This is a genomic window from Methylobacterium sp. yr668 (assembly GCF_900116245.1).
GTDB lineage: Bacteria > Pseudomonadota > Alphaproteobacteria > Rhizobiales > Beijerinckiaceae > Methylobacterium.
Map to the genome: position 1 here is coordinate 59,684 of NZ_FOZY01000007.1, position 24,380 is coordinate 84,063.

Genomic DNA, 24,380 nt, shown 5'->3' on the forward strand with positions numbered 1-24,380 from the left:
GGCGTCAGGAATCCAGGAGGTCGACCAGGAACGGGATCAGCGGCGCGTCGGCGGGCGGCATCGCGAGGTCGCGCAGGGCCTTGGGGCGCACCCACTTGAGCGCCTGCCCCTCCATCGGGCGCGGCGTCCCCGTCCAGCGCCGGCAGATGTAGAGCGGCATCAGCAGGTGGAAGTCCGGGTAGGCGTGGCTCGCGAAGGTCAGCGGCGCGAGGCAGGGCTCCTCGACCCGGATGCCGAGCTCCTCCGCCAGCTCGCGGATCAGCGTCTGCTCGGGGCGCTCGCCGGGCTCGACCTTGCCGCCGGGGAACTCCCACAGGCCGGCGAGCTGCTTGCCCGCCGGGCGCTCGCTCACGAGGACGCGGCCGTCGACGTCGACGAGGGCGACGGCGACCACGAGGAGCAGGCGCAGGGGGACGCCATCGGGGGTGCTTCCGGGGGCGCTCACTGCGCCACCGCGAAGGTGGCCGAGACCTCGGAGGACATCGGGATCGTGCCCGCCTCCAGCGGCACCCGCCGTCCTTTGGCCGCCATCGGCGCCGCCCGGGCCATCTCCAGCGCCGGGCGGTACGGCGTGCCGGCCGCGGTTGTGCTCAGCGTGCAGAGCGGGCCGAGCTTGGCGCCGACCGCCTCCGCGAGGGCCTCGGCGCGGCTCCGCGCGTCCCGGGTCGCCGCCACCTGGAGGGCCGCCTCGCTCTTGTCCGGGTCGCGCAGCCCGAAGCTCACGCCGTCGATGCGGTTGGCGCCGGAGTCGAGGGCCTGCCGGAGCAGGTCGCCGAGGCGGTCCATGTCGGCGAGCCGGACGGTGACGAGGTTGCTGGCGCGGTAGCCGTCGGGCTCCTCGGTGACGGCGCCCCCCGGCCGGGCGACGGTGCGGGTCGCGGTCTGCAGGGTGACGGCGGCCGTGCCGAGATCGGCGGGCGGGACCCCGAGGGCGTGGGCCTGCGCCGAGACCCCGGCCACCGCCTTCGAGGCCGCGTCGAGGGCCGCCGCCGCACTCGCGCCGCGCGCCTCGATGCCGACCGTCACCTCGGCGAAGTCCGGCGCCCGCGTCTCCGACGCGCGCCCGACGACGCTGATGTGGCGCTTGCACGCCGCGTCGTCGGCCCGCGCCGCGGTCGCCAGGCTCAGGACGAGGAGGGCGCCGGACAGGACCGCCCTCACGAGCGGTAATCCCCGTTGATCTCGACGTAGGCCTTGGTCAGATCGCAGGTCCAGACGCGGGCCGTGCCGCCGCCCAGGCCGAGATCGACCCGGACCGTGATCTCCGGCTCGCGCATCACGGCGCTCGCCGCCGCCTCGCTGTAATCGGGGTCGCGGGCGCCCTGGACCGCCACCCGCACGTCGCCGAACCAGATCGCGAGCCGGTCGCGGTCGGCGGGCTCGCCGGCCTTGCCCACGGCCATCACCACACGGCCCCAGTTGGCGTCCTCGCCGGCCACCGCGGTCTTCACCAGCGGCGAGTTGGCGATCGACATCGCGATGCGGTGCGCGGAGGCGTCGCTCTCGGCGCCGGTGACCCGCACGGTGACGAACTTGCGCGCGCCCTCACCGTCCTTGGCGACGAGCTGGGCCAGCTCCACCAGCAGGCCGTCGAGCGCCTCCCGGAAGCCGGCGAGGCGTGCGTCGGCGGGATCGGTGACCGCCGGGTTGCCGGCTCTGGCGGTGGCGAACAGCATCAGCGTGTCGGAGGTGGAGGTGTCGCCGTCCACGGTCACGCAGTTGAAGCTCGTCTTCGTCCCGGCCGAGAGGAGCGCCTGCAGCACGTCCTGCGGCAGGGCCGCGTCGGTGAAGACGAAGGACAGCATCGTCGCCATGTCGGGGGCGATCATGCCGGCGCCCTTGGCGATGCCGTTGATCGTCACGCGCACGCCGTCGATCTCGGCCGTGCGCGTCGCGAGCTTGGGGAAGGTGTCGGTGGTCATGATCGCCCGGGCCGCCTCGGTCCAGGCGTCCGGCCCGTCCTCGGCGCGGGCCGCGCAGTCCGCCAGCACGCCCGCGAACCGCTCCGCCGGGAGCGGCTCGCCGATCACGCCGGTCGAGGCGACGTAGACCTCGCGCGCGCCGCAGCCCGCCGCCTCCGCGGCGATCTCGACGGTGCGCGCCACCGCGTCGCGCCCGAGCCGGCCCGTGAAGGCGTTGGCGTTGCCGGAATTGACCACGAGCACCCGCGCCGACCCGTCGGCCAGGGCGTCGCGGCACCAATCCACCGGCGCCGAGGGACACTTCGACCGGGTGAACACCCCCGCGGCCCGGGTCCCGGCCTCCAAAGCCACGTAGAGCACGTCGGTGCGGCCGCTGTAGCGGATCCCCGCCTGGGCGGTCGCGATTCGCACGCCCGGCAGGGGCGGCAGATCGGGCATCGCGGTGGGCGCCAGCGGGGAGACGGGAGGGGCTTTCGCGGACGACATCGGCTCGGGCTCCGGCAGCGCGCGGCTCAGGTCCCGCGGCGGCCCGGTGTTGCCCGCGCGACCCCGCCGGCGTCAACTCCGTGCCCAGCCTATGATCAGGCCGCCGGAGTGCTTCGCCTTTGTGCAACGGCGGCGCCGAATGCGGCGCGATGACGGCGCCGGGCTTGCGTGTGGATTGCATCCCAGCTTAGCATGCTGCATCGCAAAGCCAGCGCGAAGTCGAGTGCGGAATGCCCCCAGCCGACGACGAGACTGCCTCGAGCAGCCTTCCCCAGGGCAGCTGCTACCGGATCCAGGTTCTGGTCGTCGGCCGCCACAAGCGCTGGCGCGACGAGGTCTCGGCCCAGGTCCGGATGCTGGGCTACCAGGTCACCGCCTGCGACCGCGGCGTCGACGCCATGACGGTGCTGGCCCTGGGCCTGCCGGTGGACGTGCTGGTGGTCGATACCGCGCTCCAGGGCGGCCTGTGCTGCGCGCAGCTGGCCGTCGAGGCCCGGGCCCTGCGCCCGGCCCTGCGCATCATCCTCGCCAGCGACCCGGTCGACGCGATGGGGCCGGAGGCGTCGGTCCGCGTGCCCGACGCGCTGCTGGTCCCGCGCGACCAGTTCCAGAACGGGATGATCGCCACGACCATGCGCGAGGCGCTGGCGAGCCGCGCCGCCTGAACTCCGGCGCGAGGCCTGATCGACCCGGACGGCCCGCGAGCCGAGGGTCTGCGCGACCCGTCGATCGAATCGCGGCCGACGCGCTTCAGGCCGTCGCCATGTCTCCCCGAAGGTCGGGACTGTAGCGCGGGTCTTCCTGCCCGATGTCAGCAACGCGGGCCGGACCGTGCCGCAATGCAAGTGCATCGCCCGCGTGATCCAGCGCGAGCGTGTACCGCGCGAAGTCTCGACGCCGCTCGGCAGCGGACACGCGCAGGGCGAAGCTTCCGGGCGGACCGGGAGGCGCGGTCAGAACTGATCCATCGCGACGAGAACGCACCGATTGCCGTTTGCGCGCGCAGCCCGGCAGGTTTGGTCACCTCGAGCGCCCGAGATATCGAGTCTGTCTCTAAGTATTGTCGTCTATCATCTATAATACAAGTTGAACTTGATCGCGCGACACGATGTTGTCATGATCGTATCGTCTATCCTAAGGCCGAAAGTCTGGCCTCTTCTGTGGAAGATACGTCTGTGAGAACTGGGATACGCGCTCGTCTCTACGCGGGATTTGCGATGCTCGTCATGATCACGGGCATCATCGGCGCATTCGCGATCTACCAGCAGGCTGTCATCGGCGCGGACCACGCGCTTCAGGAGCGCGTGGAGCGGGGGGCGCAATCGGTCCTGATGATCGACGGTCACGCCGCACGCCTCGTCGGGACGGCCGAACGGTACCGGCTCCAGCCGGATCCCGACCTGATAGCCGCGATGGAGCAGGCCCGGCAGGCGATTGAGCAGACCTGCGACCGGTACTTCTCGCTGGCCATGACGGACGGGGGGCGGAAGCTCTACGACGACGTGCGGGAGGCCGCCCGCGCCATGAAGCCGGAGCTGGAACGCCTCGCGGCGTCGGGGGCGAGCCTGCGCGAGGCCAGGACGAAGCTCTACGAGACCGGCAACGCGCTCACCAACCTTCTCGCGAGCCTGCTCGTGGACGTGCGCGCCCGGGCCGGCGAGGCGATGCTCGCGCGTGTCGAGCACGTCGAGAACGCCGTCCTGCGGTCCCGCATCGCGTCGGCCCGCTTCGTGATCGGCCTGGACGCACAAGACCGCGACGCCTTCGAGCAGCGGGTCGAGCAGGCTCTGGCGGCCCTGGACGCGTTCAAGGATGCGCAGGGCGGCGCGGTCTTCGGGCAGCAGGCCAGGGCCGTCCGCGACGCGCTGATCGCCACCGCGGCCGGCTTCCGCACGTACGATCGGGCGGTGGCGTCGGCGAAGGCGACGTTCGAGACCGGGATCAAGCCCCACGCCGACGCGATCGACCGGCTCGGCATCGCGCTGCGCGACCGGATCGTGGCCGCCGGCGAGACGATTTCCCGGGAGACCGCCCTGGCGGCGAGGCGGGCCCGGTACATCCTGATCGGCCTGGTCGCCGCGGCCCTGCTCCTCGGAGGCGTCCTGGCCTTCGTGCTGGCCCGCAGCGTCATCCGACCGGTCGCCGGCATGACGGAGGCGATGACGCGGCTGGCCGAGGGCGATCTTCACGTCGCGGTGCCGTACCGCGCGGCGACCGACGAGATGGGCGCGATGGCCAAGGCCGTCGACGTCTTCCGCCAGAACGCGGTCGCGCGGGCGGAGCTTGAGGCGGCGCAGGCCGCCGAGCGGGAGGCCCGCCTGCGCCGGGCCGAGCGGGTCGAGCAGCGCGTCCACGCCTTCCAGGCGAAGATCGCCGCCTCACTCGACATCGTCACGGCGGCGACCAGCGAACTCGACGCGACCGCGCAGGCGATGACCCGGGTGGCCGACAACACCAACAGCCAGGCCGTGACGTCGAGTTCGGCCGCTGCCCAGACCTCGGCCAACGTCCAGACCGTCGCGGCCGCCGCCGAGGAGATGGTCTCCTCGCTCCAAGAGATCGAGCGGCAGGTCGTGCGCACGAACGCGGTGGCCGGTCACGCCGCCCACGAGGCCGAGGCGACCAACGCCGCCATGGCGAGCCTGCACGCCGCCGCCGAGCAGATCGGGGCCGCCGTGATGATGATCTCCGGCATCGCGAACCAGACCAACCTGCTCGCCCTCAACGCCACCATCGAGGCGGCGCGGGCCGGCGAGGCGGGACGCGGCTTCGCCGTCGTGGCCTCCGAAGTGAAGGAGCTCGCCGCCCAGACGGCGCGGGCGACCGAGGAGATCGGCGGCCAGATCGCCGCGATCCAGGCGGCCTCCGGGCAGGCCGCGGAGGCGATGGCGCAGATCGCCCGCACGATCGCCTCCGTGAACGAGATCAGCGGCGCCATCGCGGCGACGGTGGTGCAGCAGACGGCGGCCACCGGCGAGATCTCGCGCAATGCCGGCGAAGCGGCGCGGGGGACGGAGGGCGTCTCGGCCAACGTGGCGCGCGTGCTGGCCGCCGCCCGGGAGGCCGGGAGCGCCGCCGCGCAGGTTCAGAGCGCGGCGGCCGAACTGGCGACGCAGTCCCTGACGGTCAAGCGCGAGGTCGACAGCTTCCTCAGCGACATCCAGGCCGCGTGAGCGACCGGTCTAGATGGCGGCAGCGGGGTCGCTCTCGTCACCGTCGCCGTCGCGGCTCCGCCGGTCGCGCGGCCGCCGGTCCAGGAACGAGCGGCCGATGGCGCGCAGGGGCGCCGTCAGGCGGCGAACGTCCTCGGCCCGCTCCATGATGCGCTCGCCGTTGCGGATCTCCTTGTCGAGCCGCGCCATCGTCCGGGCGAGCGCCGGATCGTCGTCGTCCAGCCAGACCTGGGTCACGCGGGCGAAGGCGATGACCACGCCCTGCAGCTTGAGCTGCCCGAGCGACCCCTCGGTGTCGATCCCGGCCGCCGCCAGCATGTAGCGGTGCGAGTTCAGCATCACGCCGTTCAGCGCCAGCATCGAGAGCGGCTCGCCCCGGAGCGCGTAGGCGATCCGGCGCAGCGCCGGCTTGTAGGGCTCCATGGCGTCGAGGCGGCGCATCAGCACGTCGAACAGCCGCTCGCGGGTCGGCTCCTCCTCGAGACCCGTGAGATCGCCCTCCAGAACCTTGCGGTCGATGATGCGGGTCAGCCCGCCGAGGACCGCCCCCTTCGACGGGAACAGGTCGCGCAGCTCGGCGAGCGTCAGGCCCGCCTCCCGGGCGATGTCGCCGACCTCGATGTCGTTCCAGGGCTGCTCGGCGGCGAGGCGCATCAGGGCCTCGACGGCGGCCTCCCGGGGCGACAGCTTCGGCGCCCCGGCCTGCGTCCCCGAGGCGTCGGCCCCGGTCTTGTCGCTCTCCTGCGCGACGCTCGCGTGGGCAGCGCTCTCTCGGGCAGCGCCTTCCTGCGCGTCGCCCGCCTTGGCGGGGCTCGCGGCCTTGCGGGGCCGCTTCGAGGGGGCTTTGCTGTCGGTCATGGATCGGTCGCCCGGTCTGATCGGTCGTGTGGCCTCATGTAGGCGGGCGGGCCGCGAAGGGCAGGTCCGTCGCGCGGCCATGCCGCACGGGCGCCGCCCGATGTCAGTCCCCGATGCCAACGCCCGATGTCAGCCGGACAGTTCCCCCGCCCGCCGACGGGCCGCGGCCACGGCCTCGCGCATTAGCGCGCTGAGGCCGTCCTCCCGCATCAGCACGTCGAGGGCCGCCGCGGTGGTGCCGCCGGGCGACGTGACGTTGCGGCGCAACTCCGCCGCCTCGGCCGGGCTGGCATCGAGGAGCGCGCCGGCTCCCGCCACGGTCGCCCGGGCGAGGCGGCGGGCGACGTCGGGCTCCAGGCCGGCCGCGATGCCGGCCTCCGCCAGCGTTTCGGCCAGGAGGAAGACGTAGGCCGGTCCGGAGCCCGAGACCGCCGTCACGGCGTCGATCTGCGCCTCGTCGGCGAGCCACGCCACGGCGCCGTTGGCCGCGAACAGGGCCTCGGCGGCCGCCCGCTGCGCGGGGGTGACCTCCGAGCTCGCACAGGCACCGGTGGCGCCCCGGCCGATGCTCGCCGGCAGGTTGGGCATCGCCCTGACGATCGCCCGCGCCCGCGGCAGCCGGCCGCGGAGATCCGCGACGGTCTTGCCCGCCAGGATCGAGACGAGGAGCGTGTCGCGGCCGATGAGCCGATCGAGCCCGGGGGCCGCCGTGTCCAGGCCCTGCGGCTTGATCCCGAGGACCAGAACGTCGCCGGGCTCGGGATCGGACGGGTTCAGGGCGATGCCCCGCTCGGCGCAGAGATCCACGATCGGGCGCACGGGTACCGGGTCGATGATGGTGGTGCGGCGGGGATCAAGGCCCGCCTCCAGCCAGCCCGCCAGCATCGCGCCGCCCATCTTGCCCGCCCCGGCCAGGACCAGGGAGGCGGGCATCCGCGCCGTGGGGGCGCCCGGGGCGGTCACGCCTCGCCTTCGGTCTCGAACAGGACGGCGTCGAGGGCCTCGCGGGCGCTCTTGCCGGCCCAGAGGACGAACTGGAACGCCTGGAAGTATCGCTCGCAGGCGTCGACCGCCGTCTTCATCATCGTGGCGCATTGCGGGTGGGTCGGGACGGCGCCGCCGGTCAGCAGGAGCGCGTGCCGGAACATCACCACGCTGTCGGTCGTCCAGAGGTCGAAATGGCCGACCCAGAGCTGCTCGTTGATCAGCGCGATCAGGCGCATCACCTCGGTGCGCTGCCGCTCCAGCACCTTGAGGTCGAAGGCGCAGGCGACGTGCAGCGCCTCGACGTCCTCGATCCACGTGAAGGCGACGTTGTAGTCGGTCCAGCGACCGGGGCTCGTGACCGACATCTCGTCGGTCTCGGCCCGGTCGAAGATCCAGTCGCGCAGGGAGGCCAGCCGCTCGACGACGTCGAGCGGATGCTCGTTCCGGTCCGGGTCGTGGAAGTCGACGTTGAGAAGCGGCATGACGATCCAAAAGGACGACCCGGACGAGATCCGGCCCGACGTGGCGGTGACGCGAAACCGGAGCGCGAGAACACTCCGAGAATTGGAACGACCGGCAGATCTAGGCCGGCGGTGACGCGATCGACTGTCGAAGCTCTGCGGACATCGCCCCGCAGCCCCCGAATCACCCTATGCCCGACTATAGACCGGCCGTGACTCGCGACACAAAGTGCAGGTCACATTCAGTGAACAGGAAACCGGATCGTCGACGCCGCTTCCTGTGTAAAAGCCCGCGGCGTTGCCGCGGAGACTCAGACCACCTCGCTCAGGCCCGCGGCGCCCGCTCCGGCGCTCCCGGATCGCGCCTCCAGGGCCGCCACGCGGGCCGTCAGGGCCTCGTTCTGCGCCTGGAGCTGGGTCACGAGGTCGCGGAGCACGTCGAGCTCTTCGCGGGAGGCGATGTCGAGGTCGCGGACGACGCGCTCGAGCTGCGCCCGGACCACGGTCTCGGCCTCGCGGCGGACGCCCTGGGCGGCGCCGGCGGCGTCCGTCATGAGGCGGGCGAGGTCGTCGAACAGTCGATTGGAGGGGGGCATCGGGGTCTCCCGGATCGGCCGGCTGCCGCGGCGGCCGCCTGACGGCGCGATTCGAGACGACGAGATAGGAATCTTCGGAACGGGGAGCAACGCCCGGTTCCGGCCGGGCGAGCGGAGCGGGGCCGGAAGACCCCACTCCGCCGTTCAATCACATGCGGTGCATGCGGCGGTGCATGCGGTGATGCATCATCCGGCGCTCCATGCGGCGGTGCATCATGCGCCGCTCCATGCGGCGGTGCATCATGCGCCGCTCCATGGGAGTCATCCGGACATGCGTCACCGCGTCGGGCGCCGACACGGCGCCGGGCATCGCGGGCGCGGCCGAGGCCGGCTGGACGAGGGCAGCGCCGCCGAGCGAGGCCAGCACGGCGAAGGCGAAGGTCAGTTTCCTCACGAGGAGACTCCAGTTCTCTGAAGGCCGGGCTCGGCGCCCGGTTCATCCTCCCGAATGGGAGGTGCGGAGAGTCGTCTCGTGCCGGGGGACGGCACGGCGGGTCTGCGAGGACCCGCCGCCATCAACTTCCGATTTAGAGATTCGTTTCCTCGAACGCCTTCACCCACTCGGCGCAGATGCCGGAGCGGACGATGTCGTTGCGGGTGAACTCCACCACGGGGATCGGCATCATCCGGCTCTTGACCATGTGCATGACGGTGCGCAGGCCCGAGGTCTCGCGGAGGTCCGTCTGCGAGACGTCGCCGTTGATGATGACCTGGCAATCGTCGCCGATCCGGGTCAGGAACATCTTGATCTCGTTGATCGTCGTGTTCTGCGCCTCGTCGAGGATCACGAGGCAGTTCTTGAAGGTCCGGCCGCGCATCACCTCGAAGGGGACGATCTCGATGTCGCCGGTCTTCAGGGCGATCTCGAAGGCGGCGGCGCCCATGCGCTCCTTCATGGCCTCGGTGAGGGGGGCGACCCAGGGGGCGATCTTCTCTTCCAGGGTGCCGGGGAAGTAGCCCAGCGACCGGCCCGAGGGCACGTTCGGGCGGGTGATGACCACCTTGGCGATGCGGCGCTGGCGGAGCTGGTCCGCCGCGCGGGTGCCGGCGATGAAGGTCTTGCCCGTGCCGGCGGGCCCCAGGACGATGACCTGCGGCGAGCGGGCGAGGGCGTCGAGGTACTCGGCTTGGCGTTCGGTGAGCGGCTGGATGGGAGCGAGATTGCGTTCTTCGTCGAAGCGTGTGCGATGAATGCGGGACGTGCGGTCTTCAACCAGTTCAAGTCGTGCGCGGCGTCTCTTCATGGATGTACACTCCAACGGGACTTGCCAACCTGGATCTGTTTCTGAACTGCCGTTTACCTGCTTGCTCCCGGTTCTACTCGCTTGCGGAACTTAATACCGGCCCAAGGCCGAAGGTTCCGCCCCGCGCTCGTCCGCCTGTGGAGAGCGTCACGACGTTCCGTGCGCGGCCGAATACGCGATGCAACTGGCGCACCAGTGCGATTCGCGCCCGACGATTGCGCGCCGGGTGTGACTAAGGGGTGACGGTCGGTGAAGAGGCTTCGAAAAAGCCGCGCGGCTGGCGCGGATGCATCAGGTTCGGGACTGTGGTGTCGCGGTAACGCGGCATCCGGCACGGTCGCGATCCTCCCCGCCCGCGCGGGCGAAGCCGGCCGACCCTGCCGCCCTGACACGTCCGGGCTTGGTCGGCGGGACTAGCTCGATCCGGCCTGGACGAAGCTGTCGAGGACCATCTTCCGGCCGGCCTTGTCGAAGTCAACGGTCAGCTTGTTGCCGTCGACCGCCGCGACCGTTCCGGGGCCGAACTTGGTGTGGAAGACCCGCTGGCCGCCCTGGAAGGCCGAGGGCGCGCCCGTCGACTTGGCGATCAGCTCGCCCTCGATCTGGCGGGGACCGCCGGACTGGCCCCCGGACCGGCCGCCCGGGCCCGCCGAGCGGAAGCCGCCTCCGGACCCCGATCCGAACCCGGACCGGCCGCCCGGCGCGGTGTTGGCCTGCGCGCGCTGCCAGCCCGGCGTGCCGTAGCTCGATCCGAACGGCGTCGGGTTGCGGTCGAACCGCGAGGCGCCGGCGGAGAAGTGCGCCGGGGCCTCGACCACGTCGACCGCCGTCTCGGGCAACTCGTCGATGAACCGGGACGGGATGGTCGAGGACCAGAGGCCGTGGATGCGCCGGTTGACCGCAAAGGACAGCTTCGCGCGCTTGCGCGCCCGGGTCAGCCCGACATGGGCGAGGCGCCGCTCCTCCTCCAGGCCCGCCCGGCCGCTCTCGTCGAGCGCGCGCTGGTTCGGGAACAGGCCGTCCTCCCAGCCGGGGAGGAACACGGTGTCGAACTCGAGCCCCTTGGCGGCGTGGAGCGTCATCAGCGAGACCCGCTCGGCGCCCTCCGCCTCCGAGGCCTCCATCACCAGGGAGACGTGCTCCAGGAAGGCCGCGAGGTCGGGGAACTCCTCCATGGAGCGGACGAATTCCTTCAGGTTCTCCAGCCGGCCGGCGGCGTCGGCGGAGCGGTCCTTCTGCCACATCTCGGTGTAGCCGGACTCCTCCAGGATGGTCTGCGCGACCTCGCTGTGCGGCTGCGTCTCCGCGAGCCGCGCCCATCGCGAGAAACTCTCGGTCAGCGCCCGCAGGGTCGAGCGGACCCGGGGCTTCAGCTCGTCGGTCTCGCACAGGCGCGCGGCGGCGATGCGCAGAGGCAGCCGGTTGGCGCGGCCGTAGGTGTGGAGCTGCTGCAGAGTGGCGTCGCCCAGGCCGCGCTTGGGCGTGTTCACGATCCGCTCGAAGGCGAGGTCGTCGCTGACGTTCACGGTGGCGCGCAGGTAGGCCAGCGCGTCGCGGATCTCGGCGCGCTCGTAGAAGCGCGGGCCGCCGATGACCCGGTAGGGCAGCCCGAGCTGGACGAACCGGTCCTCGATCTCGCGCATCTGCGCCGAGATCCGCACCAGCACGGCGATCTCCGACAGGGGATGCTGCTTGGACTGGAGGGACTCGATCGACTCGGCGAGCATCCGCGCCTCCTCTTCCGAATCCCACGCGCCCGTCACGGTGACGCGCTCGCCCGGCTCGTCGTCGGTGCGCAGGGTCTTGCCGAGGCGGCTCTCGTTCCTGGCGATCAGCCCGGAGGCGGCGGCAAGGATGTGGCCCGTGGAGCGGTAGTTGCGCTCCAGGCGCACCACCACCGCGCCCGGGAAGTCGTGCTCGAAGCGCAGGATGTTGTCGACCTCGGCCCCGCGCCAGCCGTAGATCGACTGGTCGTCGTCGCCGACGCAGGCGATGTTCTTGCGGGATTGCGCCAGGAGGCGCAGCCACAGGTACTGAGCGACATTGGTGTCCTGGTACTCGTCGACCAGGATGTAGCGGAACCGGTCCTGGTAATTGGCCAGGACGTCGGGGTTCTCCCGCCAGAGCTTGAGGCAGAGCAGCAGGAGATCGCCGAAATCGACGGCGTTCAGCGTCGCCAGCCGGGCCTGGTAGGCGGTGTAGAGGGCGCCGCCCTTGCCGAACGCGAAGGCCGAGGCCTCGCCCGGAGGCACCTGCTCGGGGCCGAGGCCGCGGTTCTTCCAGCCGTCGATGGCGTGGGACAGGGCCCGGGCCGGCCAGCGCTTCTCGTCGACGTTCTGGTCGGCGATGACCTGCTTCATCAGCCGGAGCTGGTCGTCGGTGCCGAGGATGGTGAAGTCGGATTTCAGCCCGACCAGCTCGGCGTGGCGGCGCAGGATCTTGGTGCCGATGGCGTGGAAGGTGCCCAGCCACGGCATGCCCTCGCCGGCCGGCCCGATCAGCGCGCCGATCCGGTGCTTCATTTCCCGGGCGGCCTTGTTGGTGAAGGTCACCGCCAAGATGTCGAAGGGGCGCGCCCGGTTGGTGGCGATCAGGTGGGCGATGCGGGTGGTCAGCACCCGGGTCTTGCCGGTGCCGGCCCCGGCCAGCACCAGGACCGGGCCCTCCGTGGTCTCGACGGCGCGGCGCTGCTCGGGGTTGAGCCCCTCGAGGTAGCCGGCCGCGTCGCGCCGGAGGGCGCCCATGGCGCGGGCGGCGATGGACGTGGCGGGCGCGCCGTCCCCGGCGGGTTGCGGATGCGGGCGGTTCTGCATCCTGCTTCCCTGGACCAAATCGCGAACGGCGTCGAGGCCGTTCGCGCCGCGGCGGGGGCGCGGAGCCATTAAGCGCGGCTGTCCGCGCCGGGGTGATCCGCGTCCTTCGGGCTGGTCGCGTTCCGCGGCCGATCGCGCGATCCATAGGCCGCGGGCCCGGGATGCCCGAGGAACCTCGCGCGTGCCCCGACCGCCGCTCGGGACCGTGGCATCGCCGCTGGCGCCCCCGGCGGCTTATCGTGCTATGGCCGTGGCGACTGACTCGCGGGGGCACGCGGGGCACGGCGGCCCGGTGAGGTCGCGGCCTCGCGCAGAGATGGTGCGGAACGGGACCATTGCGTGATCTTCTGACCGCGCTGGCGTGCGCCGTCATCCTGGTTCTCGTGGCGGCGCTCGCAGTCCCGCCCTTCGTCGACTGGCAGGCCCATCGCGGGCTCGTCGAGCGGGCGCTCGCCCGGTCCCTGGGCGTTCCGGTCCGGACCGACGGCCGGATCGAGGTCCGCCTGCTGCCCTCGCCGCGGCTGCGCGTCGACCGCCTCCACCTCGGCGCCGATCCGGACCGCCCGAGCCTGGATGCTCGGTTCGTCAAGGCCGAGATCGCCCTGGCGCCGCTCCTCAAGGGCGAGTTCCGCTTCACCGAGACCCGGATCGGCCGGGCCGAGATCAAGCTCCCGGTCGCCGGCCCGGACACGCTGAAGCTGCCGCCCGATTTCGGCGGGGCCCTGCGCGACCGCGACCTCGCCATCGAGAACCTGCACATCCAGCAGTTCCTCGTCACCACGCAGGTCCCCGCCACCGGGCGGACCGACCAGCTCTACGTCCAGGACCTGCGCCTGCAGGCGCCGGCCCTGGTCGGGCCCTGGCGGATCGAGGGGACGAGCGGCGGCGTCCCGTTCCGGGCGGTCAGCGGCACGCCGGGACCGGACGGGCGCCTCGCCGCCAAGATCTCCGGCGGCGGCGACGCGACGCCGCGCTTCGAGGCGGACGCGCGGTTCGGCCTCGTCCCCGCCGAATCCGGTGGCGCCCAGGTCGAGGCCGAGGGCTCCGCCCGCCTCGTCGTCGGGCCGCCGACCCAGGCGGCCGGCGCCTACCTGCCGTTCTCGCTGGCCGGCACCTTCAAGGCCCGGGGCACGCAGGTGCGCTTCGAGGCCGTCGACCTCGCCATCGACCCCGGCGGCCGGGCCCTGCGGCTCGGCGGCACCGGACGGCTCGACCTGCGCCAGTGGCGCGCCGGCCTGACCCTGGACGCCCGCCGCCTCGACCTCGACGCCTTCCTGGCCTCGGCGGAGGGGCAGAACCTGATCGCCCGCGGCCTGCCGCGCTCGACGGGCAGCCTGCCGGCGATGCTCGACCTCGACCTCACGGTGGGCAGCGCCGTGCTGGGCGGCGAGGAATGGTCGAACCTCGCCCTCACCGGCACCCTGGAACGGGCCGGCGGCCTGCTGCTGCGCCGCTTCGCGGTGACCGGCCCGGCCGAGTCCACCGTCACGGCGAGCGGGCAGGTCGAGACGGCGCCGCTGCGCTTCTCCGGCCCGGTGGCGCTCGCCGCCCCCGACTCGGAGGCGCTCGGCCGCTACCTGCGCCGCCTCGGCGCCGAGGGGCCGCTCGTCGCGCTCCTCGACGGGCGGAAGATCGAGGCCGCCGCCGACCTGTCGGCCGCCGGGACCGGCCTATCCCTGCGCAACATGCGCCTCGGCCTCGGGCCGGCGCGGATCACCGGGAACGCCCGCTACACCGCCGCCGAGGGCGCCGAGCGCGGGCGGTTCGAGGCCCAGATCCGCGCCACCGGCCTCGACATCGCCGGCCTGCCGCCCCTCGGGACGACCCTCGGCACCCTGCGCGACACCGACCTCGCCCTGACGCTCGAGGCGAAGGACGTCCGGTTCGGCACCGCGGGCTCCGGTACCGGCACGATCGCGGCGCGGATCCAGTCGGACGGCGCCGGTCTGACGGTCGACAGCCTCGACGTCACCGACCTCGCCGGCGCCAGCGCCCGGCTGTCCGGGCAGATCGGCGCGGACGGGACCGGCCGCGTCTCCGGGCGCCTCAAGGCGCCGGCGGCGGCGCCGCTGCTTGGCCTGCTCGAGCGGGTCTGGGTGGGCGAGATCCGCCTGCTGCCCGCCTTCCTGCGGGACGCGCCCCTCGACCTCGCCGTCACCCTCGACCGGGAGGGCGGCGCGGCCGCGGCCCTGCGGACCCAGGCCCGGGGCAGCGCCGGCGGCGGCACCCTCGACCTGACGCTCGCGAGCCGTGGCACGCGGATCGAGGGCGGCACCGCCACCCTCACGGCGCCGCGGGCCGGACCGTGGTTCGGCCGCGCCGACCTCGTCGGCCTGCAGCAACCTGCCGAGCTTCGGCTGACCGCCGAGCGGCCGGACGGCCAGTCCCTTGCCCTGACGGCGAGCGGCACGGTCGCGGGCCTGCGCCTCGCCACGGGCCGTCCGATCCTGGTCGGTCCCGACTTCGTCCCCACCGGCGGCACGCTCCGCGGCGAGACGGCCGATCTGGCGCCGTTCCTGACGCTGGCCGGCGCCGCGACCCTGGCACCGGGCGCGTGGCCGGCCGACCTCACCGTCACGCTGTCGCGGCAGCAGGGCGAGGCCGCCGCCGCGCTCGCCGGCACGGTCGCGGGCGCGGGGGTGAACGGGACGCTGCTGCGGTCGGCAGGCGGTGCCCTGCACGGCCGCCTCGCCCTCGACCGGCTGTCGATCCCGCAGCTCGCGGCCGCCCTGGTGATCCCGCCGGGGGCGAACGGCGCGTTCGGCCCGCCGACCGCCCACCCGGCCCTGTCGCTCGACGCCCGCGTGGCCAGCCTGGATCTCGGCCGCGGCCTCGTCGCCACCGACGCGACCGCTGCCCTCGGCCTCGCCGACGCGGGCCTGACCCTGCGCGACCTGACCGGCAAGCTCGCCGGCGGCCGCCTCGCGGGCTCGGTGACGATCGCCCGGCTCGGGGCCGGCGCCTCGGTCTCGGGCTCGGGCAGCCTCGACGGCGCGGCGCTCCCCACCCTGGCCGGCGGCCCGTTCGGCGGCCGCCTGAGTGCCGACCTGCGCTTCGCCGCCACGGCCGAGACCCTGCCGGGCCTCGCCGACAGCCTCTCGGGCAGCGGCGCGCTCACCCTGACGGACCTGAGCCTGCCCGCGGCCGATCCCGCGGCGCTCGGCCGCGCTCTCGCCCGCGCGGCCGAGATGGACGACCCGCTCCGCGAGGGCCGGCTCCAGGCGCTCGTCACCGAGGAACTCGCCCGGGGCGGCGCGCAGGCGCGCGGATCCGCCCGGGCCGCCGCCACGATCGTGGGGGGCGTGCTGCGGGCCGGGCCGTTCGACCTCGATCTCGGGCCGGCCCGCTGGGTCGGCACCGTCGGCTACGACCTGCGCGCCGGGCGCCTCGACGCCCGCGGCACGCTCGCGGGCGGCCCGGTGCCCCGCGGCTGGAATGCCGGGCCGCCCGCGGTCCAGTTCGGCCTGACCGGGCCGCTCGGCGCGCCCGAGCGGGTGCTCGACGTCGGCACCCTGTCGAACGGCCTCGCGGCCTTCGTGCTGCAGCGCGAGCTGGAGACGATCGAGCTGACCGAGGCCGACCAGGTGGAGCGGCAGCGCCGCCGCGCCCGGATCGAGATGGATCGGGCCCGCGCGGCGGCCCTCAAGGCCGCGGCCGAGAAGGCCGCTGCGGACAGGACTGCCGCCGACAAGGCCGCCGAGGAGGCGGCGAGGCGGCCGCGCAACCCGGAGGAGGGTGCTGCCCAGCCACCGGCGCCGGCCGAGGCCCGGCCGTGAGGCCGGCCGCGTCCTGAGGGCGGGGGTGGGGCTGGCCAGCGTGACGGCCTCAGGCGCAGCACCCCTTGGAGCGCCGCGCCCGCACGGGCGGCGGCTCTACGCCTTCCCCACCGCCATGAGCGCGAAGGCGTAGATCAGCGCCACCTCCTCCAGCCGGTCGAACCGGCCGGCGGCGCCGCCGTGGCCGGCCTCCATGTTGATCCGCAGGAGCACCGGCCCGCCGCCCGTCATGGTGGCGCGCAGCCGCGCGACCCACTTGGCCGGCTCCCAGTAGGTCACCCGCGGGTCGGTCAGCCCGCCGAGCGCCAGGATCGCCGGGTAGTCCTTGGCGGCGACGTTGTCGTAGGGCGAGTAGGACAGGATCGTCCGGAAGGCGGCCTCGCTCTCGCCCGGGTTGCCCCATTCGGGCCATTCCGGCGGCGTCAGCGGCAGCTCCGCGTCGAGCATGGTGTTGAGCACGTCGACGAAGGGCACGTCGGCGACGATGCCGGCGAACAGCTCGGGCGCGAGGTTGGCCACAGCCCCCATCAGCATCCCGCCCGCCGACCCGCCATGGGCGACGATGCGTTTCTCGGACGTGTAGCGCGCGTCGATCAGGGCGCGGGCGCAGGCGATGAAGTCCGTGAAGGTGTTGGGCTTCTTCTCGCGCTTGCCGTCGAGGTACCAGCGCCAGCCCTTCTCGGTGCCGCCGCGGATATGGGCGATCGCGTAGACGAAGCCGCGGTCGACGAGGCTCAGCAGGTTCGTGCGGAACGCCGCCGGCATCAGCGTGCCGTAGGAGCCGTAGCCGTAGAGCAGTAGCGGCGCGCCGCCGTCGAGGGTGAGGTCCCGGCGGTGCAGCAGCGAGATCGGCACCTGCTCGCCGTCCGGCGCGGTGGCGAAGAGCCGCCGGGTCACGTAGGCGGCCGGGTCGTGGCCGCTCGGCACCGCCTGCCGCTTGCGCAGGAGCCGGGTGCGGGTCGCGCAGTCGTAGTCCCAGGTCTCCGACGGGGTCGTCATCGACGAGTAGACGAAGCGGATCGTGGCCGTGTCGAAGGCGAGCCCGGCCCGCAGGCCGAGGGAGTAGGCCTCCTCGGCGAAGGCGACGACGTGCTCGGTGCCGTCGGCAAGGTCGCGCACCACGATCCGCGGCTTGGCGTTCTCGATTTCCAGCCGGATCAAGTGGCCGGCCAGCAGGTGCAGGTGGCGGATCATCACCCCGGGCCGGTGCGGCACGAGGTCGGTCCAGCGGGCGCGGCCCGGATCGTCGAGGGGCGCTGTGACGATCTTGAAGTCCTCGGCGCCGTCCGCGTTGGTGCGGATGAACAGGCGGTCGCCGCGGTGCTCGACCCCGTAGATCAGCAGCGGCGTGCGCGGCTCGACGAGGCGCAACGGGGCGTCCTCCGCGTGCCGGTCGAGCAGCCGGACCTCGGAGGTCTCGTGGTCGCTCACCGTCACGTCGAGGAAGGCGCCGGACTGCGTCTTGCCGATGTGGACGAAGTAGCCGGCGTCGGCCTCCGTGTAGACGGTCTCGTCCACGCTCTGCCCCGTGCCGACGCGGTGGCGCATCACCTTGGCGGGGCGGTGGTTGGCGTCCACCGCCACGTACCAGAAGCTCGCGCCGTCCGCGGCCCAGACCGCCTCGCCGGAGGTCGCCTCGACCCGGTCGTCGAGATCGAGGCCGGTGGCGACGTCGCGCACCCGGATCGTGTAGAGTTCCGAGCCCTTGGTGTCGGCGCTCCAGGCGAGCCGGGCGTGGTCGTCGGAATGCACCGCGGCGGCGATCTCGAAGAACGGCAGGCCCTCACCCTCGCGGTCGCCGTCGATGAGGATCGTCTCGTCCGGGTCCAAGCCCGACTCGGGCACGTCGGGTGATGTGGCCGGCCGCCGGCAGATCAGCGGGTGCTGCCCGCCCTCGCGGTGGCGGGTGTAGTAGGCGAAGGGCCCGTCCGGCTCGGGGACGCCGCTCTCGTCCTCCTGGATCCGCCCGCGCATCTCGGCGACGAGCTGCCGCCGGAGCTCCGTGCTCCCGGCGAGCGCCGCCTCGGCGAAGGCGTTCTCGGCGTTCAGGTAGGCGGCGATGTCCTCCGGCAGCGCGGCCGGGTCCTTCAGGACCGTCTGCCAGTTCTCGGCCTTCAGCCACGCGTAGTCGTCGGTGATCTCCTGCCCGTGGACGCTGAAGCGTCGCGGCCGGGCCTCGGCCACCGGCGCGCCGGTCCTGTGAGCGAGCAAGCCGTGGCCGATCTCCGTCATCGTCTCTCCCGTCGGGTCCCGTCGCGCGCGGGTGTCGCGTCCGGGTGAGGGGATGTGTCCCGCCGGGCGCGCGGATGCAAGGCGTCCGGGGGCGCGGCCGGGGCGGGCGGCGCGTATCGCCGGCCGGGACGGCGCGGCCACGGGACCGGGGCCGATCCGTTGCTTTCCGGCATCGGTGGCGCGGGAAACGGTCCGGCCGACGACGCAATCCGCCGGCGCAGTCCCGCGCCGGAGCGGCGTCGGGAGCCGCGCCGGGGCGGCCCGATCGTGCGGTCTCGGCGAAGGCCCCGAACCCGCCAGGGACTTGGCGCAGCGGCCGATTTCGGCCTCAACGCGGCACCGGAACGCCGCGGGTGCGCCACAGATCCTGACAAGTCGAGCCGAGCACAGGCCCGAGAAAATCGCTCTGGGATTATCCGGCTCCGCGATCCGTCCGACATGAAGGGGGACTTGCGGATGGTGGAATGGCCGATTCGATGCATGTTTTGTGTGCGGAGTACCGGAAACATCGTGCGAAGCGGGGGACAACGAGCGTACTGGCGGGTGTTGCGGGTTTGCTGAGTCTGCCGGCGGAGGCGGCGGAACTTCCCGATCGGCGAAAATCGCAGCTCATCGAGCACGTGCGGATCTGCTCGGCCTACGGCCAGGCCTTCTTCTTCATCCCCGGCACCGATACCTGCCTGCGCCTCTCCGGCCGCGCGCGCTACGAGTACGCCTACCAGCCTTCCTACAGCCGTTCGGGGAGCGCGACCGCCACCCCGGGGGATTACAGCGGCTACCAGGGCCGGCTCCGGATCAACCTCGACGCCCGGTCCCAGACGTCCTACGGCACCCTGCGCGCCTTCCTCCGCCTCGACGCCGGGAGCCGGACCGGTTTCGCCACCATGCATGCCGGCGCGCTGAACCGGATCGGCGGCGCCTTCCCGGCCCTGGGCGTCGATCAGTTCGGGCGGGCCCAGCAGCAGTTCAACGTCGACAAGGCCTTCATCCAGTTCGCCGGCATCACCGCCGGCCGCGCCTCCTCGTTCTTCGATTTCTACGCTCACGACTTCGAGTTCATCGTCGCCTCCATCGGCTCGGACAATCCCTCGACCAACCTCGCCGCCTACACGGCGACACTGGGCAAGGGCCTGTCCGCCTCGCTGTCGATGGAGGACCCGGTATTCCGCCGCACGCCGGTCTACGCGTCCCAGAACGCCGCGGCCTCGGCGTTCCCGAATCCCGGCGCGATCCTCTCGCCCGGGAACCCCGTCGCCCCGGTCTTCGTCGGCTACGACGCCGCCGGCCGCCCGACCGGGGTGGGCTTCGTGGACACGGTCCAGCGCAGCCGCATGCCCGACATCGTCGGCGTGCTGCGCTCCGACCAGTCCTGGGGCTCCGCGCAGCTCTCGGGGGCCGTGCACGAGATCAACCACGGCCTGCTCAGCAGCGTCTCGTTCGCCGGCACCAACCTGGGGGCGCCCGTCTCGGTGGGCAACAACCGCACCCCGGGCGGCGCGGCCTCCGCCCTCGGCTGGGCCGTTCAGGGGGGCGTGAAGATCAACCTGCCAGCGATAGCGACCGGCGACACGCTTTACCTGCAGGGCGCCTACGGGGAGGGCACCGCCCTGTATACCGGCTTGCCGGCCTATAACGGCCCCTGGGCGCAATCGGCCACCGCGGTGCAGGGGGCGGCCTTCTCCCAGTTCTTCAGCGACGGCGTGATCAACCCCTTCACCCAGCGCCTGGAGCTGTCGACGAGCTACTCGTTCACGGCGGCGATGCTGCACTACTGGACGCCCGCGGTCCGCTCCGCCTTCTTCGGCTCCTACGGCGCTCTCAGCTTCGCTCGCGGCGCCCGCGCGGCGCAGGGCGCCTATTTCGGCGTGACCGGGACCGGGCCGGGCACCCCCGGCACGCGGTTCTTCGACCTGAGCCAGGTGCTGCGGGACAGCTACCGCTTCGTGGTCGGCGGCAACCTGATCTGGTCGCCGGTGAAGGAGTTCGATATCGGCGTCGAGGCGATCTACACGCGCTACGGGCCGCAGAGCGGCCGCATCCTCGACCTGGGCCGGTATCCCAACCAGAACGCGGCCTACGTCAACAACCTCGCCAACCCGGTCTCGACCGCCCGCCACGTCGACGTCATCCAGGTGCGCGCGCGCGTGCAGCGGGACTTCTGAGGGCGGCTGCGGATCCGGGGTGATCCGGGACGGCGGGCGGCGATGCCGGCTCGGCCGGGAGCCGGTTCCGGCCTGGGGCGTTGAACCGCGGGCCGTGGCATCGACCACGGTCACCGGTTCGATCCCGAGGTGCCGACATGGACGCGATCCCCGATCCGCAGCCGGATCCGCAGGACGATCACCCCGCCGCTGACCTGGAGCGGGTGAACGACATCCTCGCCGTCTGGGCGGCGCGCTCCGCCACCGAGAGCGCCGCGCTGATCGACCGGTTCGAGGCGATGGGCTACGAGGTCCGCGGCAAGTCGGAGGGCGAGATCGCCGACATCCTACACCGGCCGCCGACGCGCGCGGCCGTCGCTAGATAGCTGTGGGTTGTAGGTAAAAAAGCCTTGACCTTCTGATTTTTCCTGAGAGACTGGAAGCTTCGCACGTCCGTCGTAGCACACACGGAACAAAACATGAACATGCGAGTGAAGGGCGGCCGTTCCGCCTCCGCGGGGACGCGTCACCGCGGCGCCGCTCCGGGGGATCTCCCGGCGGAGGCGGTGCGCCTGCTGGCGCGGCTCGGGGAGCCCGGCGCCTACGCGCGGCCCGACCCCCTGGTCGAGGACGCGCTGGTCGCCCGGCGCGGCGGCGACGGGATCTCGGTGGGGAGCGGCCGCTTCGCGGCCACCTCTGGGCGCGCCCTGGCGGCGGCCGATCTGGCGACGTGGAACGCGGCCGGCACACGCCTGACGATCAGCGAGGCCGGGCGGGCGCGCCTGCGCCGGGAGGCCCGGCCGGGCGACCTCGCCTTCGCGAACCAGCACCGCGATCTCGCCGTCGTGGAGTGCGGCGCCGGGCCGACCCTGCGCAACGCCGCCGAGAACCCCCTGGCCTGGATGGTGCGCCGGCGCGACCGGGACGGCGCGCCGCTCATCGACGCGGCCGCCTTCGAGGCCGGGGAGCGGCTGCGGCGGGACATGACCACCGCCGCCCTGCTGCCGCGGATGGGCGCGGATCTCGGGGCGCCCCGGATCGACGGTGGCGGCCCGCGCGACCCGGGCTCCGCGGCCGACCACGTGATCGCGGCCCGGCAGCGGGTGCGCGGCGCCCTCGACGCGGTCGGGAGCGACCTCTCGGGCCTGCTGATCGACCTCTGCGGATTCCTCAAGGGCCTGGAGCGGATCGAGGCCGAGCGCCGCTGGCCGGCCCGCTCCGCCAAGGTCGTGGCCCGCATCGCCCTGGGGCGGCTCGCCGAGCATTATGGGCTGGAACGGGAGGCGACCGGTCCGGACCGGGCCCGCCTGCGCCTCTGGCGCGGCTGAGGCCGCTCAGGCCTCGGCGGCGAGCCGGACCGCGTCGCGGTGGATGCGCTCCGCCATTGCCCGGACGCCGTTGGAGCGCTTCGACGTGACGTGGGCGCCGAAGCGGAGCTGCCGGAACAGGTCGAGGCCGTCGGTCTCGGCGGCCTCCTGGGGCGTCTTGCCGGTGTAGAGCGCGATCATCAGCGCCACGAAGCCGCGGACGATGAACGAGTCGCTGAAGCCGTGCAGGACGAGGCGCGGCGTGCCGTCCGCCGGCTCCGCCCGCGTGTCGATCCAGACCTGGCTCTCGCAGCCGTGGACGCGGTTCGCCTCGGTCCGCTCCGATTCGGGCATCGGCGGCAGGGCGCGGCCGAGCTCGATCAGGTACTCGAGCCGCATGTCGTCGTCTTCGACGATCTCGAAATTCTCGATGATGGTGTCGATGGGAGGGAGCATGCTCGGCCGGGTCCGGAAAGGTCTGGGCCGCTATAGGCCGGCCGCGCCGTTGTGGCGACGGGGTCCGGCGCCGCGGGCGCTCATTGCGGGCCGGGGCGCGCCGCCGGCAGGGTCAGCCACAGGGGATCGCCCGGGCTGGCATCGCCCGCGACGCTGATCTCCGCCTGGGCCGCGTAGGCGGCGATGAGGCGGGGGCCGAGCTTCGGGACGTTCGGTCGGCCCGACTCGGCCGTGTCGCTCACCTTCGAGACGATCGAGAGGCGCAGCGGCGCGGCGGCCTCGATGTCGATGGCGATGGCGCAGGCGACGTGCTCGGCGGTGGCGTCCAGGCACTCGGCCACGATCTCCGCGACGATCATGCCCAGGGCGTTGGCGGTGCGCGGCTCCACGAGACCGTTCCCCGAGCCGCCGACCTGGACGCCGATCCGCCCGGCCCGCCGGAGCTGCCCGAGCCCGGAGGCGAGGCGGTGCAGGTAGTCCTTGAGGTCGATCGACGCGATGTGCGGCGCCTCGTGCAGGTGCTGCTGCACCAGCGCGATCGCCCGGACCCGCTGGCCCAGCGCCTCGAAGCTGCCGCGGCAGGGGTCGGGGGCCGCCCGCCCGTAGAGGCCGATCAGGCTGACCATCACCTGGAGGTTGTTGCGGACCCGGTGGTAGACCTCGGCCAGCAGCGCCTCCTTCTCGGCCAGCGCGTGCTCGATGTGCTCCTCCGCGTGCTTGCGGTCGGTGATGTCGAAGCAGGAGCCGAGATAGCCCTGGAACCGGCCGTCCTCCACGAGGGGGCGGGCGGTGTCGAGCAGCCAGCGGTACTCGCCGTCGTGCCGCCGGAGGCGGAACTCGACGGTGAAGGGCGCCCGCGCCTCGAACGCCTCGGCGACGATCCGGGCGTGCCGCTCGAAATCCTCGGGATGCAGCCCGCTGCGCCAGCCGAGGCCGAGCTCCGCCTCCAGGGGGCGCCCGGTGAATTCCAGCCAGCACTCGTTGTGGTGGATCGCCTGACCGGCCTCGTCCGAGCGCCACATCATCAGCGGCACCACGTCGGCGAATCGCCTGAAGCTGTTGCTGAGGGCGGCGGCTTCAGCGGTGCCCTGCGCCGGGCCCCGACCAGGATCCCCCGCGGGGCCGTTGCCCAGCGGGTCTTCCGCGCCGGACCCTGGTGGCTCACCGACCATTCTGTACCCGATTCACTCTGACGAACTGCGTGAAAGGCGACGCCTGCGTGCGGATGGCGCCGGTCAACGTGTCGACCGGACGGCCGTTCCGGTCCTGAACCGCGTTCAGATCTGCCATTCACCGGGACATTAGCGGCAATACCTTTCGAGCCCGTTCAGCATCCCGCCGACGTGCGGGGCCGCACCGGGCGCGCGGACGCGGCGGAGAGCCGGTCGGGCGACCCCGGCCGAGGTCCGGCCCGCGCGCAGCCCGTGACCCGCGCGCACAACCTGTAGCTGGCTTCTGGATAACCACAGATAGTTCGTGACGCCCCGATCTGGTTGTGTCTCTTGGCGGATGATACAACCTTGAGGGTGCCGTGCTGCCTGTCCCGACCGCGACGAACGCCGCCCGCTGGCCGGTGCTCGCCGGCCTCGTCCTCCTCGGCCTGTCGGGCGGCGCCGTCGCCCGGCCGTTCTCGGAGCCCGACGACCGGAACCTCGACCGCCACGGCCATTACCGCAGCCGGGACGGGTCCGACGTCCACCGGCCGGCCAAGAGCCTCGACGGCAGGAAGCCCGCGGGCGCCACGGCCAAGTGCCGGGACGGCACGTGGAGCTTCAGCCACACCCGTCGAGGCACCTGCTCGGGTCACGGCGGCGTGGCGCACTGGGCGGGCTGAGACCGAACGATGCCTTAAGTCCTAGATCAGGCGAGAAATAGGAATTTACGCTTGACACCGGCGCGCTGCCGGGGTATCAACCAGGCACGGTCGA

Annotated in this window: 20 protein-coding genes; 7 read left to right on the forward strand and 13 right to left on the reverse strand. The window is 72.9% G+C overall.

Translation table 11 applies throughout. The features are described from left to right. Nucleotides 1-4: 4 nt before the first annotated feature. From BM419_RS10960 to argJ, 3 genes are read right to left on the reverse strand one after another with little or no spacing between them, the layout of a single operon-like run. Nucleotides 5-445 (reverse strand): (deoxy)nucleoside triphosphate pyrophosphohydrolase, encoded by a 441-nt coding sequence (locus BM419_RS10960; RefSeq protein WP_091926443.1) that lies wholly within the window; start codon nucleotides 443-445, stop codon nucleotides 5-7. Further along, the gene (locus BM419_RS10965) at nucleotides 442-1,161 is read right to left on the reverse strand and encodes an SIMPL domain-containing protein (protein ID WP_091926444.1); all 720 of its coding nucleotides are present in this window, start codon (nucleotides 1,159-1,161) and stop codon (nucleotides 442-444) included. Before BM419_RS10965 ends, BM419_RS10960 begins: the two co-directional genes overlap by 4 nt. Further along, on the reverse strand, nucleotides 1,158-2,408 hold the full coding sequence (gene argJ / locus BM419_RS10970; RefSeq protein ID WP_091926445.1) for a bifunctional glutamate N-acetyltransferase/amino-acid acetyltransferase ArgJ: 1,251 nt from the start codon (nucleotides 2,406-2,408) through the stop codon (nucleotides 1,158-1,160). The genes BM419_RS10965 and argJ overlap by 4 nt, the downstream gene beginning before the upstream one ends. Before the next feature lie 230 nt (nucleotides 2,409-2,638). On the opposite strand from argJ, the gene BM419_RS10975 reads away from it, so the two are divergent. Both BM419_RS10975 and BM419_RS10980 read left to right on the forward strand, forming a co-directional pair. Continuing rightward, on the forward strand, nucleotides 2,639-3,073 hold the full coding sequence (locus BM419_RS10975) for a response regulator (protein WP_020090945.1): 435 nt from the start codon (nucleotides 2,639-2,641) through the stop codon (nucleotides 3,071-3,073). A gap of 552 nt (nucleotides 3,074-3,625) precedes the next feature. Continuing rightward, nucleotides 3,626-5,581, forward strand: coding sequence for a methyl-accepting chemotaxis protein (locus BM419_RS10980; protein ID WP_348273190.1), 1,956 nt, complete (start codon nucleotides 3,626-3,628; stop codon nucleotides 5,579-5,581). 9 nt (nucleotides 5,582-5,590) lie between these two features. Here BM419_RS10980 and BM419_RS10985 read toward each other — a convergent pair whose 3' ends face one another. The 7 genes from BM419_RS10985 to BM419_RS11015 form a co-directional block, all read right to left on the reverse strand. Next, nucleotides 5,591-6,439, reverse strand: a complete 849-nt coding sequence (locus BM419_RS10985; RefSeq protein WP_175556297.1) for a TetR/AcrR family transcriptional regulator — start codon at nucleotides 6,437-6,439, stop codon at nucleotides 5,591-5,593. A gap of 129 nt (nucleotides 6,440-6,568) precedes the next feature. Continuing rightward, nucleotides 6,569-7,372 (reverse strand): pyrroline-5-carboxylate reductase, encoded by an 804-nt coding sequence (proC, locus tag BM419_RS10990; RefSeq protein WP_091926573.1) that lies wholly within the window; start codon nucleotides 7,370-7,372, stop codon nucleotides 6,569-6,571. Nucleotides 7,373-7,398: 26 nt separating this feature from the next. After that, entirely contained in the window at nucleotides 7,399-7,908 is a 510-nt protein-coding gene (locus BM419_RS10995; RefSeq protein WP_091926446.1) for a type III secretion system chaperone family protein, read from the reverse strand. A gap of 290 nt (nucleotides 7,909-8,198) precedes the next feature. Continuing rightward, nucleotides 8,199-8,483: an accessory factor UbiK family protein gene (locus tag BM419_RS11000; protein ID WP_020090941.1), complete on the reverse strand. Its 285-nt coding sequence runs from the start codon at nucleotides 8,481-8,483 to the stop codon at nucleotides 8,199-8,201. A gap of 148 nt (nucleotides 8,484-8,631) precedes the next feature. Next, nucleotides 8,632-8,877 carry a hypothetical protein gene (locus BM419_RS11005; protein ID WP_020090940.1) on the reverse strand — a complete coding sequence of 82 codons (246 nt, stop codon included), beginning with the start codon at nucleotides 8,875-8,877 and terminating at the stop codon, nucleotides 8,632-8,634. A 133-nt stretch (nucleotides 8,878-9,010) separates the two neighbouring features. Further along, entirely contained in the window at nucleotides 9,011-9,727 is a 717-nt protein-coding gene (locus tag BM419_RS11010) for a PhoH family protein (RefSeq protein ID WP_012321860.1), read from the reverse strand. Between the two features lie 413 nt (nucleotides 9,728-10,140). Further along, the gene (locus BM419_RS11015) at nucleotides 10,141-12,540 is read right to left on the reverse strand and encodes an ATP-dependent helicase (RefSeq protein ID WP_091926447.1); all 2,400 of its coding nucleotides are present in this window, start codon (nucleotides 12,538-12,540) and stop codon (nucleotides 10,141-10,143) included. Between the two features lie 335 nt (nucleotides 12,541-12,875). Here BM419_RS11015 and BM419_RS11020 point away from each other — a divergent pair, with 335 nt between their 5' ends. Beyond that, nucleotides 12,876-16,316: an AsmA family protein gene (locus BM419_RS11020; protein ID WP_091926448.1), complete on the forward strand. Its 3,441-nt coding sequence runs from the start codon at nucleotides 12,876-12,878 to the stop codon at nucleotides 16,314-16,316. A gap of 96 nt (nucleotides 16,317-16,412) precedes the next feature. Here BM419_RS11020 and BM419_RS11025 read toward each other — a convergent pair whose 3' ends face one another. Then, nucleotides 16,413-18,548, reverse strand: a complete 2,136-nt coding sequence (locus tag BM419_RS11025) for a S9 family peptidase (protein ID WP_091926449.1) — start codon at nucleotides 18,546-18,548, stop codon at nucleotides 16,413-16,415. 554 nt (nucleotides 18,549-19,102) lie between these two features. Between BM419_RS11025 and BM419_RS11030 the strand changes: the two genes are divergently transcribed. The 3 genes from BM419_RS11030 (at nucleotide 19,103) to BM419_RS11040 (ending at nucleotide 22,017) form a co-directional block, all read left to right on the forward strand. Beyond that, complete coding sequence (locus BM419_RS11030) at nucleotides 19,103-20,710, forward strand: porin (RefSeq protein WP_091926450.1); 1,608 nt, start codon at nucleotides 19,103-19,105, stop codon at nucleotides 20,708-20,710. Nucleotides 20,711-20,847: 137 nt separating this feature from the next. Further along, nucleotides 20,848-21,075: a hypothetical protein gene (locus tag BM419_RS11035; RefSeq protein WP_091926451.1), complete on the forward strand. Its 228-nt coding sequence runs from the start codon at nucleotides 20,848-20,850 to the stop codon at nucleotides 21,073-21,075. A gap of 93 nt (nucleotides 21,076-21,168) precedes the next feature. Beyond that, nucleotides 21,169-22,017: a DUF6456 domain-containing protein gene (locus BM419_RS11040; RefSeq protein ID WP_175556298.1), complete on the forward strand. Its 849-nt coding sequence runs from the start codon at nucleotides 21,169-21,171 to the stop codon at nucleotides 22,015-22,017. A 6-nt stretch (nucleotides 22,018-22,023) separates the two neighbouring features. Here the strand turns inward: BM419_RS11040 and BM419_RS11045 are convergent, their stop codons facing one another. Together BM419_RS11045 and BM419_RS11050 are read right to left on the reverse strand one after the other, a co-directional pair. Beyond that, complete coding sequence (locus BM419_RS11045; protein ID WP_020090933.1) at nucleotides 22,024-22,452, reverse strand: SufE family protein; 429 nt, start codon at nucleotides 22,450-22,452, stop codon at nucleotides 22,024-22,026. Between the two features lie 80 nt (nucleotides 22,453-22,532). Next, nucleotides 22,533-23,624 carry a sensor histidine kinase gene (locus tag BM419_RS11050; RefSeq protein ID WP_175556299.1) on the reverse strand — a complete coding sequence of 364 codons (1,092 nt, stop codon included), beginning with the start codon at nucleotides 23,622-23,624 and terminating at the stop codon, nucleotides 22,533-22,535. Between the two features lie 359 nt (nucleotides 23,625-23,983). Between BM419_RS11050 and BM419_RS11055 the strand changes: the two genes are divergently transcribed. Next, nucleotides 23,984-24,286: a DUF3761 domain-containing protein gene (locus BM419_RS11055; RefSeq protein ID WP_091676159.1), complete on the forward strand. Its 303-nt coding sequence runs from the start codon at nucleotides 23,984-23,986 to the stop codon at nucleotides 24,284-24,286. Nucleotides 24,287-24,380: the final 94 nt, after the last annotated feature.